12 protein-coding genes are annotated in these 14269 nt (G+C 63.8%); 4 read left to right on the forward strand and 8 right to left on the reverse strand.

Annotation, left to right across the window (positions count from 1 at the left end):
- The first annotated feature begins 1 nt into the window (after window position 1).
- A complete protein-coding gene (locus ACIQWO_RS00635) occupies window positions 2-1678 on the forward strand; it encodes a cyclic peptide export ABC transporter (RefSeq protein WP_402817847.1) in 1677 nt (558 codons plus the stop codon).
- Window positions 1671-2453, forward strand: a complete 783-nt coding sequence (locus tag ACIQWO_RS00640) for an ATP-binding cassette domain-containing protein (RefSeq protein WP_402817850.1) — start codon at window positions 1671-1673, stop codon at window positions 2451-2453. The genes ACIQWO_RS00635 and ACIQWO_RS00640 overlap by 8 nt, the downstream gene beginning before the upstream one ends.
- A 43-nt stretch (window positions 2454-2496) precedes the next feature.
- Here ACIQWO_RS00640 and ACIQWO_RS00645 read toward each other — a convergent pair whose 3' ends face one another.
- A complete protein-coding gene (locus ACIQWO_RS00645) occupies window positions 2497-3282 on the reverse strand; it encodes a helix-turn-helix domain-containing protein (protein WP_039399585.1) in 786 nt (261 codons plus the stop codon).
- Between the two features lie 318 nt (window positions 3283-3600).
- Between ACIQWO_RS00645 and ACIQWO_RS00650 the strand changes: the two genes are divergently transcribed.
- Both ACIQWO_RS00650 and ribA read left to right on the forward strand, forming a co-directional pair.
- Complete coding sequence (locus ACIQWO_RS00650; RefSeq protein WP_402817856.1) at window positions 3601-5787, forward strand: TonB-dependent siderophore receptor; 2187 nt, start codon at window positions 3601-3603, stop codon at window positions 5785-5787.
- Between the two features lie 217 nt (window positions 5788-6004).
- Complete coding sequence (gene ribA / locus ACIQWO_RS00655; protein ID WP_402817859.1) at window positions 6005-6661, forward strand: GTP cyclohydrolase II; 657 nt, start codon at window positions 6005-6007, stop codon at window positions 6659-6661.
- 51 nt (window positions 6662-6712) lie between these two features.
- On the opposite strand, the gene ACIQWO_RS00660 is transcribed toward ribA, so the two are convergent.
- From ACIQWO_RS00660 to ACIQWO_RS00690, 7 genes are all read right to left on the reverse strand, one after another.
- Window positions 6713-6994, reverse strand: a complete 282-nt coding sequence (locus ACIQWO_RS00660; protein ID WP_402817862.1) for a DUF3325 domain-containing protein — start codon at window positions 6992-6994, stop codon at window positions 6713-6715.
- Window positions 6991-8667, reverse strand: a complete 1677-nt coding sequence (locus tag ACIQWO_RS00665; RefSeq protein ID WP_402817865.1) for a PepSY-associated TM helix domain-containing protein — start codon at window positions 8665-8667, stop codon at window positions 6991-6993. Before ACIQWO_RS00665 ends, ACIQWO_RS00660 begins: the two co-directional genes overlap by 4 nt.
- Window positions 8664-9011 (reverse strand): DUF3649 domain-containing protein, encoded by a 348-nt coding sequence (locus ACIQWO_RS00670; RefSeq protein WP_402817868.1) that lies wholly within the window; start codon window positions 9009-9011, stop codon window positions 8664-8666. The genes ACIQWO_RS00665 and ACIQWO_RS00670 overlap by 4 nt, the downstream gene beginning before the upstream one ends.
- 12 nt (window positions 9012-9023) lie before the next feature.
- On the reverse strand, window positions 9024-9788 hold the full coding sequence (locus ACIQWO_RS00675) for a DUF4198 domain-containing protein (protein ID WP_402817871.1): 765 nt from the start codon (window positions 9786-9788) through the stop codon (window positions 9024-9026).
- Window positions 9789-9856: 68 nt separating this feature from the next.
- Window positions 9857-12328, reverse strand: a complete 2472-nt coding sequence (locus tag ACIQWO_RS00680) for a TonB-dependent siderophore receptor (protein ID WP_402817874.1) — start codon at window positions 12326-12328, stop codon at window positions 9857-9859.
- Window positions 12329-12467: 139 nt separating this feature from the next.
- The gene (locus ACIQWO_RS00685; RefSeq protein ID WP_402817877.1) at window positions 12468-13487 is read right to left on the reverse strand and encodes a FecR domain-containing protein; all 1020 of its coding nucleotides are present in this window, start codon (window positions 13485-13487) and stop codon (window positions 12468-12470) included.
- Window positions 13488-13531: 44 nt separating this feature from the next.
- Window positions 13532-14050, reverse strand: coding sequence for a sigma-70 family RNA polymerase sigma factor (locus ACIQWO_RS00690; protein WP_402817880.1), 519 nt, complete (start codon window positions 14048-14050; stop codon window positions 13532-13534).
- Window positions 14051-14269 lie beyond the last annotated feature (219 nt).

The following is a 14269-nucleotide window of genomic DNA, read 5'->3' on the forward strand; positions in this document are numbered from 1 at the left end:
TATGTCCTTGTTCTGGCAACTGGTACGTGCATCCCGATGGCCGTTGGCCATCGCGTTCGCGGGCAGTCTTATCAGCGGTTTCGGCAACGCGGGTCTCGTCGCGCTGATCAATCGCGCGCTGACAACGCCGCGCGAGCATCTGGGTGTGCTCGGCATGCAATTCCTCGGCCTCGGCGTGATCGTGCTGGTCACGCGCGCGTTGTCGCAAACGCTCTTCATGTCGCTCGGTCAGCGTGCGAAAGCCACGTTGCGCATGCAAGTCGTGCGCCGCATCGGCGCAGCGCCGTATGCGAGTCTGGAGCGTCACGGCATCGCGCGCGCGATTGCGGTGCTCACGCAGGACCTCGACACGATTGTCGTTCTGTTCGTGAGTTTGCCGGTGCTGGCGATGCAGGGTGCGGTGATCGTGGGCTGTCTTGCGTATCTCGGCTATCTGTCGTGGCAGATTCTGGTGTTCGCTGTGGTGACGATCTTCATCGGCGCGGCGGGATTTCGTTTTGCCAACCAGCGCGCGCTGCTGCATCTGCGCAGCTCGCGCAAGCGTGAGGAATCCTTGGTGAAGGACTTCCGCGCGTTATTCGACGGGGCGAAGGAGCTCAAGCTGCATCGCGCCCGTCGCGACGCCTTCATCGAAGACCGTCTCGCGAGCAATGTCGAGGCGGTGCGTGTGCAGCGCACGCGCGGTTACGTGCTGTATGCGGCAGCGGCCAGTTGGGGCAGCTTCATTCTGTTCGCCTTCATCGGCCTCACGCTGTTCGTGGTACTGCGTCACGTCGACCTGCCGCCGCAGGTGGTGTCCGGCTACGCGCTCGTGTTCCTCTACATGATCATGCCGATCGAGGGCGTGCTCTCGGCGATGCCGTCGCTGGGTAGTGCGCGCGTCGCGCTGGAGCGCATCGCGCAGGTCGAGAACGAACTGCCGCGCGAACTGCTGCCTGCTCGGGCCAAGCACGAGGCACCGGCGTTCCACGAGATCGTGCTCGAAGGCGTCACGCATCGCTACTTCCGCGAGCAGGAAAACGAAGTGTTCACGCTGGGGCCGGTGACGCTCACGTTCCGTCCCGGCGAACTCGTCTATCTGGTCGGCGGTAACGGGAGCGGCAAGACCACGCTGGCCAAGCTGATCGTCGGTCTGTATGCCCCCGAGGACGGTCGTATCATGGTCGACGGCGTGCCCGTGGGCGACGCCGAGCGCGACCACTACCGTCAACTGTTCTCCGTGGTGTTCAGCGACTTCTTCCTGTTCGAACATCTGCTCGGCTTGCCGCCGGAAGGACTCGACGCGCAGGCGCACGCGCTGCTCAAGTCGCTGCAACTCGATCACAAGGTGACGATCTCGGACGGACGCTTCTCCACGCTCGATCTGTCGCAGGGACAGCGCAAGCGTCTCGCGTTGCTGGTGGCGTATCTGGAAGACCGGCCGTTCTACGTCTTCGACGAATGGGCTGCGGATCAGGACCCGCTGTTCAAGGATGTTTTCTACCGCCAGATGCTGCCCGCGCTCAAGGCGCGCGGCAAGAGCGTGCTGGTCATTACCCACGACGACCGCTATTTCGATCTGGCGGACCGTCTGATTCGTCTCGACTACGGTCAGCTGCGTCAATCACGCGAGCCGCAAACCGACGTCGAGGCCCCCAATGAACCTGCCGAACCAGATTCACCGAATACTCATGACTGATATCCCGATGTTCGCTTTGCAAGACGTTTCGTTTGCGGTAGAAGGGCGCACGCTGCTCGCGCCGCTGACGCTGGAACTCGCGGCCGGACAGGTGCACGGACTGATCGGCCACAACGGCTCGGGCAAGTCGAGCCTGATCAAGTTGCTCGCACGCCAGCTCCAGCCGGTGAGCGGCAACATTGCGTTCGAGGGACGGGCGCTGGCGTCCTGGGGCGCACGCGAGTTTGCGCGGCGTGTGGCGTATCTGCCGCAGCAGCCGCCCGCCGCAGCCGGGATGACGGTGTCCGAACTGGTCGCGCTCGGTCGTTACCCGTGGCACGGCGCGCTCGGACGCTTCGACGTCCATGATCACGACGCCGCACAACACGCGATGGCGCAGACGGATGTGCTCGGCTTTGCCGACCGTCTCGTGGAGTCGCTCTCGGGCGGGGAGCGTCAGCGCGTGTGGCTGGCCATGCTCGTGGCGCAGCAGGCGCAGTGTCTGCTGCTGGACGAACCGACCTCGGCGCTCGACGTGGCGCATCAGTTGGATGTCCTCAAACTCGTGCGCGAACTGGCCGATACGCATGGCCTTGGCGTCGTGATCGTGCTTCACGACGTCAACATGGCCGCGCGCTTTTGCGACGCACTGCTCGCGCTCAAGCAAGGCAAACCGATTGCGCGTGGCACGCCTGCGGAACTGATGTCGCCCGACACGTTGCAGACCATCTATGGCGTGCCGATGGGCGTCTTGCCCAATCCCGATGGCGGGATGCCGGTGAGTTATGCACGCTGACGTCGCGCGCTGAGTGCCGTGAAGGCAGACGCCCGCGTCCGGCTCAGGCGTCTGCGAGATAGCGTTGCGGGGAGCGTCCCGTGACCTGTTTGAACATGGCGATGAAGGCGCTGGGGCTGGCATAGCCGAAGGCGTCCGCCGTCGCCGCGACCGATGCGCCCTGCGCCAGCGTCGAAATCGCTTCGGACACGCGCAGATGCTGACGCCACGTCACGAACGTCATGCCCGTCTCCGTCTGGAACTGACGCGCGAGCGTGCGCCCGCTAACCCCGAACTGTTCCCCCCAGAAGTCGAGCGTCAGCTTGCTGGCAGGCTCGTTCATCAGATGCTCGCAGATTGCCTGTAAGCGCTCGTCCCTCGGCACCGGCACGCCACGTTCGGGCACAGGGGCTGCGTCGTGCAGCACACCCATCAATGGCGGCACCGAGAGCGCTGCACGGCTCGTGGGGCCGTAGGTATCGCCGTCGCGGCTGACGGTCACCGCCAGTTCACGAATCAGCGGCGTAACGAGGATGACCGTCGGGCTGGTCCAGTCCCAGGGGAACGCGCGCGGCTCCATGTAGATGTTGCCCATCTGTCCGTCGCCCACGGCATGCAGTTCGTGCTCGATGTCCGACGGCAGCCAGAGCGCGCGCGAGGGCGGCAACGTCCAGATGGCGGACGGCGTCAGCACGCGCACGATACCGCGCACCGGAAACACCAGTTGGCCGTGTCGATGGCGATGCCAGATCAGCCGTTCGCCATGACGAAAGGGCGTGACCTGAGCAAAGACATCGCGCGGTAAGGGCCGCACTGCATTGGGAAATCGTTTGCGCAGGAAGTCACTCATGGGGGTAATGCGGGTCTCGCGTCAGGATGTCGCCAATCGGATGAAGATTGTCAAAAAATCGACATTTATTGTCGTCCTTACCTTTTTCGAACCCGATATTCTCCATAGCTATCAATGTGTTGTGCCGGATCACATGCAAATTTAGTAATGAGTCTCATTTGCGATATTTCCGCCAGTGTAGCGGGAATTGGACGGACGCCACACAAAGCATACGAACGTTAATTTTGGATCGCCGGTAGAACCCGGCAACAAGGGGAAGTGTTGTCAACGATGCAAACGAATCAGAATTCTTGCCGGACGCAAGCCGCACGGGGCCGCATGTTCGACGTAACGCGCGCAGGGCAGTCGCTGAAGTCGCCGAAGTTTCACTATGCACTGACGTCCGCCGCCGTCGCCATGCTGATGCTGAGCGCCGCAGCGGCCCATGCTCAGACTGCCGCCGCAGCGGCGACGGACGCTAATGCAGTCGCACCCGCTGCCGCGCTTCCGGCCGCGAATGTCTCCGGCCAGCGCGACATCGTGCAAACCGAAGGCTCCGGCTCGTACGGTTCGAGCATGACGACCATCGGCAGGACGCCTCAGGCGTTGAAGGACATTCCGAATTCGGTGTCGGTCGTCACGCGTCAACGCATGGACGATCAGGGCATGGAGTCCGTCACCGACGCGTTGAAGTACACCACCGGAATTTCCGCGCTGAAATACGGCGACGGCTCGTACTACTTCAATGCGCGTGGCTATCCTGTCGGCGTGGAGTTCGACGGCGTGTCGATCCTGAGCGGCATCCAGTACCAGCCGCAGTTCGATCTGTCGATGTACGACCGCGTGGAAGTGTTCCGTGGCCCGGCGGGGTTGCTCGACGGGACGGGTGAACCGGGTGGCACTGTGAATCTGGTGCGCAAGCGTCCGGGCGATACGTTTGCACTGCGTAGCGAGACGGGCTTCGGTTCGTGGGCGCATTACCGTCAGATGATCGACGTGACTGGCCCGCTGAATCAGAGCGGTACGATTCGCGGCCGCGCTGTGCTGACGGGGGACACGAGCAACGCGTCGGTAACGCGCACCAACAACAGCAACTTCCTCGCGTACGGCGCGCTGGAGTTCGACATCACGCCGCGCACGCTGTTGTCGCTCTCGGGTTCGTATCAGGTCAACTCGCTCAACGGGTTCGACTACGGCCAGTCGCTGCTGACCAACCGCCGTTTCCTGAACGCGCCGAACAACAGCAACTTCGCGCCGGACTGGAACCACACGTGGACGTCGATGCAGGAGGTCAACGCGCGCCTCGACCATCGCTTTGACGGCGGCATTACGTCGACGACGACCGTCAACTACCGTCACATTCTGAACAACAGCCGCTACGCCTACCTCGGCCCGGGGATCGATCCGACCACGTACAACGCCCGATATTTCGCGCAGATTCAGCGTGTCGAGCAGAACATGCTGGGTGTCGATTCGCACGTGTCCGGTCCGGTGGAAGCGTTTGGCCGCAAGCATGAGTGGATGGTCGGCATGAACTATCAGCTCACGCAGAAGCGCAGCCTCTCGGGCGGCCAGACGATGGGTGTGTTCAATATCTTCTCGCCGCCGTCGATCCAGCCGCCGCTGGCGCTGACCTCGGGCGATAACCTGAATACGCAGCAGTTCGGCGCCTACGCACAGGCGCGCGTGCGGGTGCTGGACCCGCTGACCGTCGTGCTGGGCGGACGCGAAGCGTGGTATCAGCAGCAGGCGCAGAACACGCTGCCGACCGCGACGCCATGGAGCACGTCGTCGAGCGCGAACCACAAGTTCATCCCGTACGGCGGCGTCGTCCTCGCGCTGACGAAGCAGATCAACGCGTACTTCAACTACGCGAAGATCTTCTCGCCGCAAACGGCGACCACGTTCGACGGGCAAGGGCTGCCGCCGCGCGATGGCCAGCAATACGAACTCGGTGTGAAGGGCGAATTCCTCGACGGCCGCCTGACGGCGAATGTCGCGGCCTTCCGCATGACGGACACCAACCGCGCGGTGGCCGATCCGTTCCACCCGCTGGGCTCCGTCGCGGCGGGGGCAGCGCGTAGTCAGGGCTGGGAAGCGGAGCTGACGGGCCAACTCACGAGCAACTGGAACGTCTACGCGGGCTACACGCTGCTCAATACGCGTTACGACAACGACCCGTCATTGGCCGGTCAGGCGCTCGACGGCGAGGAGCCGCAGCATCTGTTCAAGCTGTACACGACGTACAAGTTCTCGCCGAACCTGCTCGGTGGCTGGCTCGACGGCCTGCGCGTGGGCGGCGGCGTGCGCATCCAGAGTTCGACGTATCGCACGGCTGGCTCGGCACAAGGGGGCTATGCGGTGTGGGACGCGATGGTGGCGTACCGCTTCAATCGCCGTCTGGAAGCGCAGTTGAACGTGAACAACGTGTTCAACCGCGACTACTACGAACGCGTGCCGTCGACGTTCTTCGGCACCTACGGCGACCGTCGTAACGTGATGCTCACGCTGCGCGCCGACTACTGATCGCTACGGGAATCGGCGGGAATCGGCCAGTCGGGGCTGACGGGGGAGGTATCGTCAAGTCCCCGTCGGCGCGGCGTCCGGCCGATTGGACAGCGTCGTGCAACAGTCTGTTGCATGGCGCTGTCGGCTGAAATTCGGAAATGGCGTTACACTCCGAGCACACGCCATCGTTGTGCGGTGGCACGCAACTCCAATTTCAGCCCGTTCGAACGTCAACATGAAGTCCCCTGGTACTGCCTCTGCCACGCTCAATTGCGACGCTGGCGAATGCGTCGAGCTTGTCGCTACGGCAACGCTGCCCACTCGTTACGGCACCTTCACTTCCCACGCGTTTCGCGTCAAAGACAGCGCCAATGAGCACCTTGCGCTGGTGATGGGCGACGTGTCGGGCGCGGGCGGCGAACTGCCTCCGCTCGTGCGTTTGCACTCGGAATGTCTGACGGGGGACGTCTTCGGTTCCTACCGCTGCGATTGCGGCGAGCAGTTGGACGTGGGCATGCGCAAGATCGCCGAAGAAGGGCGTGGCGTGATGCTGTATCTGCGCGGCCATGAAGGGCGCGGCATTGGGCTAAGCAACAAGATTCGTGCGTATCTGCTGCAAGAGCAGGGGCGCGACACGGTCGAAGCCAACCTCGATCTCGGCCTGCCCGACGACGCGCGCGAGTACGACTCCGCCGCCGCCATCCTGCGCATTCTCGGTGTGGGTTCGGTGCGCCTCATGAGCAACAATCCGAAGAAGTTCGACACGCTCATCAAGCACGGCATCCCCGTGAGCGAGCGCGTTACGCTCGACATTCCGATGCGCGAAGAGAACGAACGCTATATCCGCACCAAGCAGGCCAAGTTCGGACACTACTTCGAAGAGAACGAGTGATCGTCGTCTGACGATCACTCGACGATTCCCCGATACCTGTCGGCCAGTCTCTTAGCGAGACTGGCGGCGGCGCTCCGCCAGAATGAGCGTCAGATACACCAGACCGGCGGCCGTGCTGGTCTGTCCGCTGTAGTTCACCAGACCGAATCCCCATCCCTGATCCGTGACCGTTGCGCCGAGCGCCACGGCTAGTGCCGTCCATCCGACGATCCGGCCATTGCGCGTGCGCGCCGTTGAAACACTCTTGAAGAGCGCTTCCTGCTGACGCTCCGTCGACATTGCCAGCGCCGCAAAGCCTGCGAGGCAGAGCGCGAAAGTGACGAAATGACTCATGCGCGGTCCTCGTTCAACGGGGCATTGATCGCCGGACTGGCCGTCGTGCGGGCCGGTGCCGTAACGCGTGCGGGCTTCGTCTTCGGCTTGTGACGCGCGGTGCGAATCGCGAGCCACGCATGCAGCGCCGCGAAGGCCCAGAGCATCAGATCCACGCCTGTGTACACCCAGTCGCCGGTCGTGAGGCTATGCCAGAGGCCGCGCGTCGTCGTGACGGCGTTAAGCACCGGCAGCAGCGCGAGCACGGCAGCGCCGAACCACAGTAATTCCACCCACGCACGTTTGGCCGGGCGCACCAGCGCATAGAGCAACGTCGCCGCCCATACCCAATAGAACACGTCGACTTCGGTGACGCTGCGCTTGAGCGCATCGGCCGGAATCAGGCGATTGCCCCAGAGGAAAGCCGTCATGGCAATCGAGAGCCCCGCAATCGCTGCGATGTTCAGACGTTCGACCACGTGAAAGCCAAAGTGAGGACGTGTCGGATCGGGCAGCTTGCTGCGACGCTTGACCGTCCACATCACCAAGCCCGAGCCGACCATTGCGGTGCCGCCGAGACTGACGAGGAAGTACAGCCAGCGCAGATGCAGATCGCTGAAGCGCCCGAGGTGCAGGGCGTACATCACGCCACGCGTTTCGGCCGCCGGGCCGACGCCGTCGTGAACGTCGATCAGCTTGCCGGTCGTGCCGTCGAACAGCAGGTATTGCGGACTCATCGAGACACGCGTGCTTTCGCCGCGTGTGACGGCCACGCGTGCCGCCGCGTCACCGGCATTGGTGACGGTCACGCGGCCGACATCGCGTGCACCCCAGCGCGCCTGCGCCTCGCGCACCATCGGCGCAATCGGTGCCAGCGTCGCTTTCTCGCCGGTGGCCTTGCCCGGCGGCGGGAAGGCGCTGAGCTGCGCGCTGAGTTGCGCGCGGTCCATCGGTGTCTTGATCGCGGTTTGTGCACCCCACGGCATGTACATCGCCATGAGGGTGACGAGGCCCGTGTAGGTGATCATCAGATGGAAGGGCAGGCCGAAGACCGAGAGCGCATTGTGCGCGTCGAGCCACGAGCGTTGCCCCTTGCCCCATCGGAAGGTGAAGAAGTCGATGAAGATTTTCTTGTGCGTGATCACGCCGCTGACGATTGCCACCAGCATGAACATCGCGCAGAAGCCCGCGAGCCAGCGTCCCCACAGGACTGGCAGCGGGTGAAACTGGAAGTGAAACCGGTAGAAGAAGTCGCCGCCGAGGGTCTCACGCGCTTTGAGCGTCTGACCGGTCGACGGGTCGAACGTCGCTTCTTCGAACGTGCGACGCGGGGCGCTTGCGCCACCTTTGACGTCGCCCTTCGGCGCAGGCGGATTGCGCCAGAAGACGCCCGCGACCGGATTGCGCTCGGTCGGCAGATAAATACTCCACTGCGGGCTGCCCGCAGCGAGTGTCACGAGTTGATCGCCGACGTTCTGAGCGACCACGGCCGGATCGGGCAACGATTGCTGATGCGGCACCTCGGGGCGCATCCATTGCGACAGTTCGTCCTTGAAGTAACTCACTGTGCCCGTGAGGAACATGGCGTATAGCAGCCAGCCGACAAGCAGGCCGGACCATGTGTGCAGGTCCGACATCGTCTGACGGATGCCGCGTGCTTGTGGCTTTGCTTTCGGTGTAGGCGTGGACGTCATGCCGCACCTCCCGTCAGGTGGCCCGAAGCCACCGCCCACGCGGCCAGCGCGAGCGGTGCGGCAACGATCAGCAGACCGGCCCAGGCGCGCCACGCACTGCGCACGGCGAACACCCAGACGACCGCACCGGCATAGATGGCGAAGCTCGCCAACTCGCCGGTGATGACCGCCTGCGCTTTGTTCATCGGCAGTGCGAGTACGGCAACGCTCGCAAGCGCGGCCACGGCGTAACCGCCGCCGATGGCCGCTACGATGCGCGAGAGGAGCGCCCCGATGTTGACGATGCGTCCGGAAAGTCCAGTGTTGCCGACCTTTCCGGACGAGGCACGACGAGCCTGAGCCATGATGCGTGTCGCTTACTTGTTGGGCGTGGCGGCGGGGCCCGCCGGGAGAGGTTCGATACCGTCGGCCTGCATGACGGTCGTCGTCGTCACATAGCTCACGCCTTGATAGCGCTCGGCACCCTTGGCACCCGGGCGCTCACCCGGCGTCATGTCCTTGTGACTGACTTCGGCAACATACACACCCTTCCACGGCATGTCGAACGTCACGAGTCCCTGTTCGTTCGTATGCGCTTCCTTGGCCCAGCCCGATTGCGTGACGAGCGAGACCTTCGCCTTGGGCAACGGCTTGCCCTGGAAGAACAGTTGGAACTCGCCTTGCTTGCCTGCGGGCACGAGGTCGAGCGTCAGTTGCGGCTTCTGCTTCGAGAAGTCGGTCGCCAGACGCGCGGCAGGGCGGTACCAGTTCGTGACTTCCTGACCGTCGCGCTTGGACGTGAAGAGCGGGTATTTCGCTTCTTCGGCGATCAACGATTCACCGGCGGTTGCCTTGAACGGGAGTGCGAAGCCGTTGGCCGTCTTGGTGGCGGCGGCCGTCTTCTCGCCCTGTGCCGAGGTGAGCGTGCCGGTGGGCGCGACGAACTTGTCGAGCAGGCCCGGCGACGCTTCACGCAGGTTCTCGCCGAATTCGCCGAAGCGGATCACGGCGTTCTGACCGGCAGGCTGCTCGATCCAGATCTGGTGTGCTTGCGCAGCACCGGCGAAGGCGATGAGGGCACCGGCGGTGAGCTTGGCCAACTGGGGCAGTCGCTTCAAACGGTGGGTGGCAGTCGTCTTCATTGCGGTCTCCTTGGAGAGGTGGCGGAACGTAAAGAATGGAGGGAGGCTCATCGGCATCTCGTTCGTCTTCAGAAGTCGATTTGCGCGGAGAGCAGGAACGTGCGCGGTGCGGCCACGGTGGCGTAGGTGCCGCTCATGAGCCAGTAGTTCGAGTTGAAAAGGTTCTCGATGTTGGCGCGGAACACCACCGATTTGCCCGCGACGCGCGTGCGATAACGTGCGCCGATGTCGTAGCGCGTCCACGCAGGCAATTCGAGCGTGTTGGCGGCGTTGAAGTACATGCGCGACGTGTTGATGATGCGACCGTTGAGCGAGAGGCCCGGCACCCACGGCGTATCCCAGTCGACGCCGAGGTTGAACGCGCGCTTGGGCACGCCGTTTGCATCGTTGCCGTCGTTGGTGCCGCCTGCGGTCTTGGTGAGCTTGGCGTCGTAGAACGTGGCGCTGGCCATCAGGCGCAGACCCTTGACCACCTCGCCGTACGCCGACAGTTCGATGCCGCGATTGCGCTGTTCGCCGTCGAAGCTATAGAGGTTGGTCGACGGATCGGTCACGGCGTTCGGGCGCTGTACCTGGAACACCGACACAGTCGTCGTCACCGGACCCCAGTCGGTCTTCACACCGGCTTCGTACTGCTTCGACTTGTACGGCGGGAACACTTGTCCGGCGTTGACGGTGCCGACGGGCGCGGTGCCGCCACGCGACAGACCCGAGGTGAAGTTCGCATACACCGACACGTTCTGGAGCGGCTTGACGACGATGCCCGCGAGCGGTGAAACGGCGCTCTGGTTGTAAGTTCCGGTCAGCGCGCCGGTGGCGGTGCTGTAGTTGTCGAGCGCAACGCGCTGGTGACGCAGACCACCGGTGAGCAGCACGCGGTCGTTAAAGAACGACAGGGTGTCGGTCACGGCGATACTGGTCAGCGCCGATTCCGACGCCTTCTTGGCTTCGGTGCGCGCAGCACTAATGCCCGGCAGCGGCGACGGGTTGTAGATGTTCGAAGCGACCGACGTCGAGCCCGGCACATAGGCATTGCCCGAGTCCTGCTCCAGACGCGACGCCTGTACCGTCACGGTGTGGCCGACGTCGAACGTCTTGAAGTTCACGCGTGCGCCCACTTCGCCCGTGCGCGAGCGCGTGTACGAGTCGTAATACGAATTCATGACGGTGAAGTTGCCGAGCGCGTCGGCGGGGCCGCTCGGGAACGTCTGATAGGCCGTGGCGTAGTGATAGCCCACGGCACCCCACACCGTCACGTTGCGCAGCACGTCGTATTCGAGGCGCGTGGTCACGGCCGAGTCATGCAGATGCAGCTCGCTGCCGGGGTAGAAGTTGCGGTAGCCCGAGGGGGCGTCCGGAATCTTCTTGACGGACGACTGGAAGCCGATCTGCGGACGGAAGTTGTCGTCGCCTTCGTGCTGCGTGTAGGCGTCGAGCGTCCAGCGCAGACGTTGTGTGGTGTAGTCGAGGCCGACCGAGCCGAAGCCGATGTTCTGCTTGCCGTTGTCGAGCGTGGTGTTGCCGCCACGGAATACGCCGTTCAGACGCACGCCCCATTCCTGGTTTTCGCCGAAGCGACGCCCCACGTCGGCTTCGACGCCGAGTTCCGATTTGCTCTGGAAGGTGGTTGTCAGACGCGTAATCGGCTCGCTCGTGGCGCGCTTGGTCACCACGTTGATCGCGCCGCCGATACTGCCGCTCGGGCCGATGCCGTTCATCAGCGTGCCCGGACCTTTCAGCACTTCGATGCGCTCGACGATGGCCGCGGGCACCCGGCTTGCGGACGCCATGCCGTACAGGCCGTTCAGGCCCACGTCGCTGCTCGAGACGGTGTAGCCGCGAATCTGGAAGTCTTCGCCGAAGCCGCCGCTGGAGGTCAGCATGCGCACCGACGACTCGTTGACGACGACGTCGGCCAGCGTGCGCGCCTGCTGGTCGCGCACCATTTGCTCGGTGTAGTTCATCGTGCTGAACGGCACGTCCATGGCGTCGGCCGAGCCGAGCATGCCGAGGCTGCCGCCGCGCGCGATCTGGCCGCCCGCGTAGGCCGGTTGCAGACCGTTGTCGTACGTGGCGGTGACGTGGGTCGTCGGCAGGGCGACTGCGCCGTCCATACTCGCCGCGCTGCTTGCAGGCTGAATGAGAAAGCTGCCGTTCGATTGCGGGACGACTTCCACGCCTGTACCTGCGACGAGCGCGTCGAGGCCGTTACGCGGCGTATAGGTGCCTTTGAGGCCATTGCTGTGACGTCCGGCCGTGACTTCGGGCTTGAACGACAGCATGATGCCTGCGTCGCGCCCGAAGCGGCTCAGTGCGTCTTCGAGCGAGCCAGCGGGAACGTCGAAGGCGCGTGCGCCCGGTGCAGCCGCGTTCTGGGCCTGCGCGGTGAGCGGCGTGAGGACGACTGCGAGGACCGCGCCCGTGGGTGCGGCAACGGCTGCGCCAAGGGCGATGCGGCCCAATGCGCAGGCCATCCGCGTGCGGCGATGGACCCAATTTGGTTGGCTGGGGCGCTGTTGCTGCCCACGGACGTGACCCATGATCTGACCTTTCGTGTGGAAGTAGAGCGGTGGTGCTCGACTTCCATGACCCGCGAAAAACAGAAACGGATCACCTTTTTCAAAAAAATTTGTTGAGCCGCTGGAATGCGGCTGGATTGGGTCGTTCAGTACCTTTGCTTCAGGCCGGAACGAGCCGGATTTCCCGGGTGCCCCAGAAGCGGGTGACCGCTTCCGTGCGCACTGCGAGCGTGGTGCCTAGTGTGTCGAGCACCTTGCCGACGTCGTCGAGCGGAAACGTGCCCGACACACGTAAGTTGGCCACGCTGGCGTCGCACGAGAGCGATGCATTGCTGTAACGCGCCAGCTCGGCGACGAAATCCCCGAGCCGCATGCTACGCGCGACGATGAAGCCTTCGGCCCACGTTGCGTCGTCCGTCGGCGTCTCGGTCGCCTCGGAGATGCTGTCCATCGTGTAGCTCGCATGGTGTCCTGCCTGCACGATCAGCGACTTTTCAGACGTCGCGCGCGGACGAATCTCCACTGCGCCCTTGAACACGCTGACATGCGTGCCGTCGTCGAACTGACGCACGGTGTAACGCGTTCCGAGCGCGCGTGCCGTGCCCTGCGATGTTTCGACGAGGAACGGACGCGGCGGCAAGTGGTTGTCAGGCGCGGTCGTGATCAGCACTTCGCCCCCGATCAGCCTGACGCGGCGTTCGTCGTCGCGATAGACGATGTCGATGGCGCTATCGGTGTTGAGCACGAGCTGAGTGCCGTCATCCAGTTGCAACTTGCGACGCTCGCCCACGGCGGTTTGCACGTCGGCCGACCAGTGTTGCCACGGCGACGAATGCAGCACGCTCCATGTGCCCGCGCCAGCGAATAGCAGCACCGCCAGCGACTTCACTGCGCGGCGACGTTGAGGTGAGGCGGGCGGTGCCAGCGCGGCCGTTGCGACGCCCGCTTTCACGGGCGCGGCGAGCGGCGCGAGCTTGCCTTTGACGGACTCGATGCGCTGCCACGCACGTTCGTGATCGGGGTGCGCGTTGCGCCACGCGTGCCAGTCGGCGACGGTCTGCGGTGAAACGTCGTCGCCCTGCAACTCGATAAGCCATTCGACTGCGCGCTCGGCCACGTCCGCCGGTAGATTGGCGGCGTCGGTGGTGGCGTCGTACCAGCTTGAGCGAATGGCAGGCATGGTGTTGTCGGGTTGCCGGGACGGCCGTGGTTGACGTGTCGGCATCAGTCGAGAAACGACAGGTCGGCGAAATAGCAGCGCTGCAAGGCTTTCGCGAGATAGCGCTTGACCGTCGGAATCGAGATGCCGAGCGTGGCCGCGATCTGGGCGTGCGTTTGTCCGTCCAGTTGCGAATACAGAAACGCCTGCCGCACGATGGTCGGCAAGCCGTCCAGGAGTCGATCCAGTTCGAGCAGCGTCTCAAGCATGATGGCGCGCGTTTCAGGCGACCATTCGACGTCGCGCGGCACCTGTGCGAGCGCTTCGAGATAGGCGCGTTCGAGCTTCTGACGTCGCCAGTGATTCGAGACGAGATTCTGTGCAACCGTCGTGAGATACGCGCGCGGTTCGTCGAACGAGGCAGGGACCCGCTCGCTGCCGAGCAATCGCACGAAGGTGTCGTGCGCTATGTCGGCCGCTTGTTCGGCACTGCCCAGACGTCGATGCAACCAGCCCCTCAACCACGAATGGTGATGGCTGTACAACATCTCGACGGTAGAGGGGAGGGTGCCCGGGATTTGCATGATCCAGCCTGATGCTCGGTCTACTCACGACGCCCAGGACCGGCGCGAACGCCGACAACGGTCATGCAGCAGGTGAGACAAATGCCAATAATTTGTTAATGATAATCATTATTAATAACTTATGGGAAATATCCCTGTCAATCGGAAGTGCTTTTGGCGTAGACAAAACATCGGAGTGCCGAATTCGGGGTGTCGTCGCTCAGGGCCGTGGGATGGGCG

Source organism: Pandoraea sp. NPDC090278, from assembly GCF_044772185.1.
In the GTDB taxonomy this organism is placed as follows: Bacteria; Pseudomonadota; Gammaproteobacteria; order Burkholderiales; family Burkholderiaceae; genus Pandoraea.

Excerpts from the sequence above, each read along its gene's own strand:
- ACIQWO_RS00635 (WP_402817847.1), top strand. The coding sequence starts at position 2 with ATGTCCTTGTTCTGGCAACTGGTACGTGCATCCCGATGGCCGTTGGCC.
- ACIQWO_RS00640 (WP_402817850.1), top strand. The coding sequence starts at position 1,671 with ATGACTGATATCCCGATGTTCGCTTTGCAAGACGTTTCGTTTGCGGTA.
- ACIQWO_RS00645 (WP_039399585.1), bottom strand. The coding sequence starts at position 3,282 with ATGAGTGACTTCCTGCGCAAACGATTTCCCAATGCAGTGCGGCCCTTA.
- ACIQWO_RS00650 (WP_402817856.1), top strand. The coding sequence starts at position 3,601 with ATGTTCGACGTAACGCGCGCAGGGCAGTCGCTGAAGTCGCCGAAGTTT.
- ribA (WP_402817859.1), top strand. The coding sequence starts at position 6,005 with ATGAAGTCCCCTGGTACTGCCTCTGCCACGCTCAATTGCGACGCTGGC.
- ACIQWO_RS00660 (WP_402817862.1), bottom strand. The coding sequence starts at position 6,994 with ATGAGTCATTTCGTCACTTTCGCGCTCTGCCTCGCAGGCTTTGCGGCG.
- ACIQWO_RS00665 (WP_402817865.1), bottom strand. The coding sequence starts at position 8,667 with ATGACGTCCACGCCTACACCGAAAGCAAAGCCACAAGCACGCGGCATC.
- ACIQWO_RS00670 (WP_402817868.1), bottom strand. The coding sequence starts at position 9,011 with ATGGCTCAGGCTCGTCGTGCCTCGTCCGGAAAGGTCGGCAACACTGGA.
- ACIQWO_RS00675 (WP_402817871.1), bottom strand. The coding sequence starts at position 9,788 with ATGAAGACGACTGCCACCCACCGTTTGAAGCGACTGCCCCAGTTGGCC.
- ACIQWO_RS00680 (WP_402817874.1), bottom strand. The coding sequence starts at position 12,328 with ATGGGTCACGTCCGTGGGCAGCAACAGCGCCCCAGCCAACCAAATTGG.
- ACIQWO_RS00685 (WP_402817877.1), bottom strand. The coding sequence starts at position 13,487 with ATGCCTGCCATTCGCTCAAGCTGGTACGACGCCACCACCGACGCCGCC.
- ACIQWO_RS00690 (WP_402817880.1), bottom strand. The coding sequence starts at position 14,050 with ATGCAAATCCCGGGCACCCTCCCCTCTACCGTCGAGATGTTGTACAGC.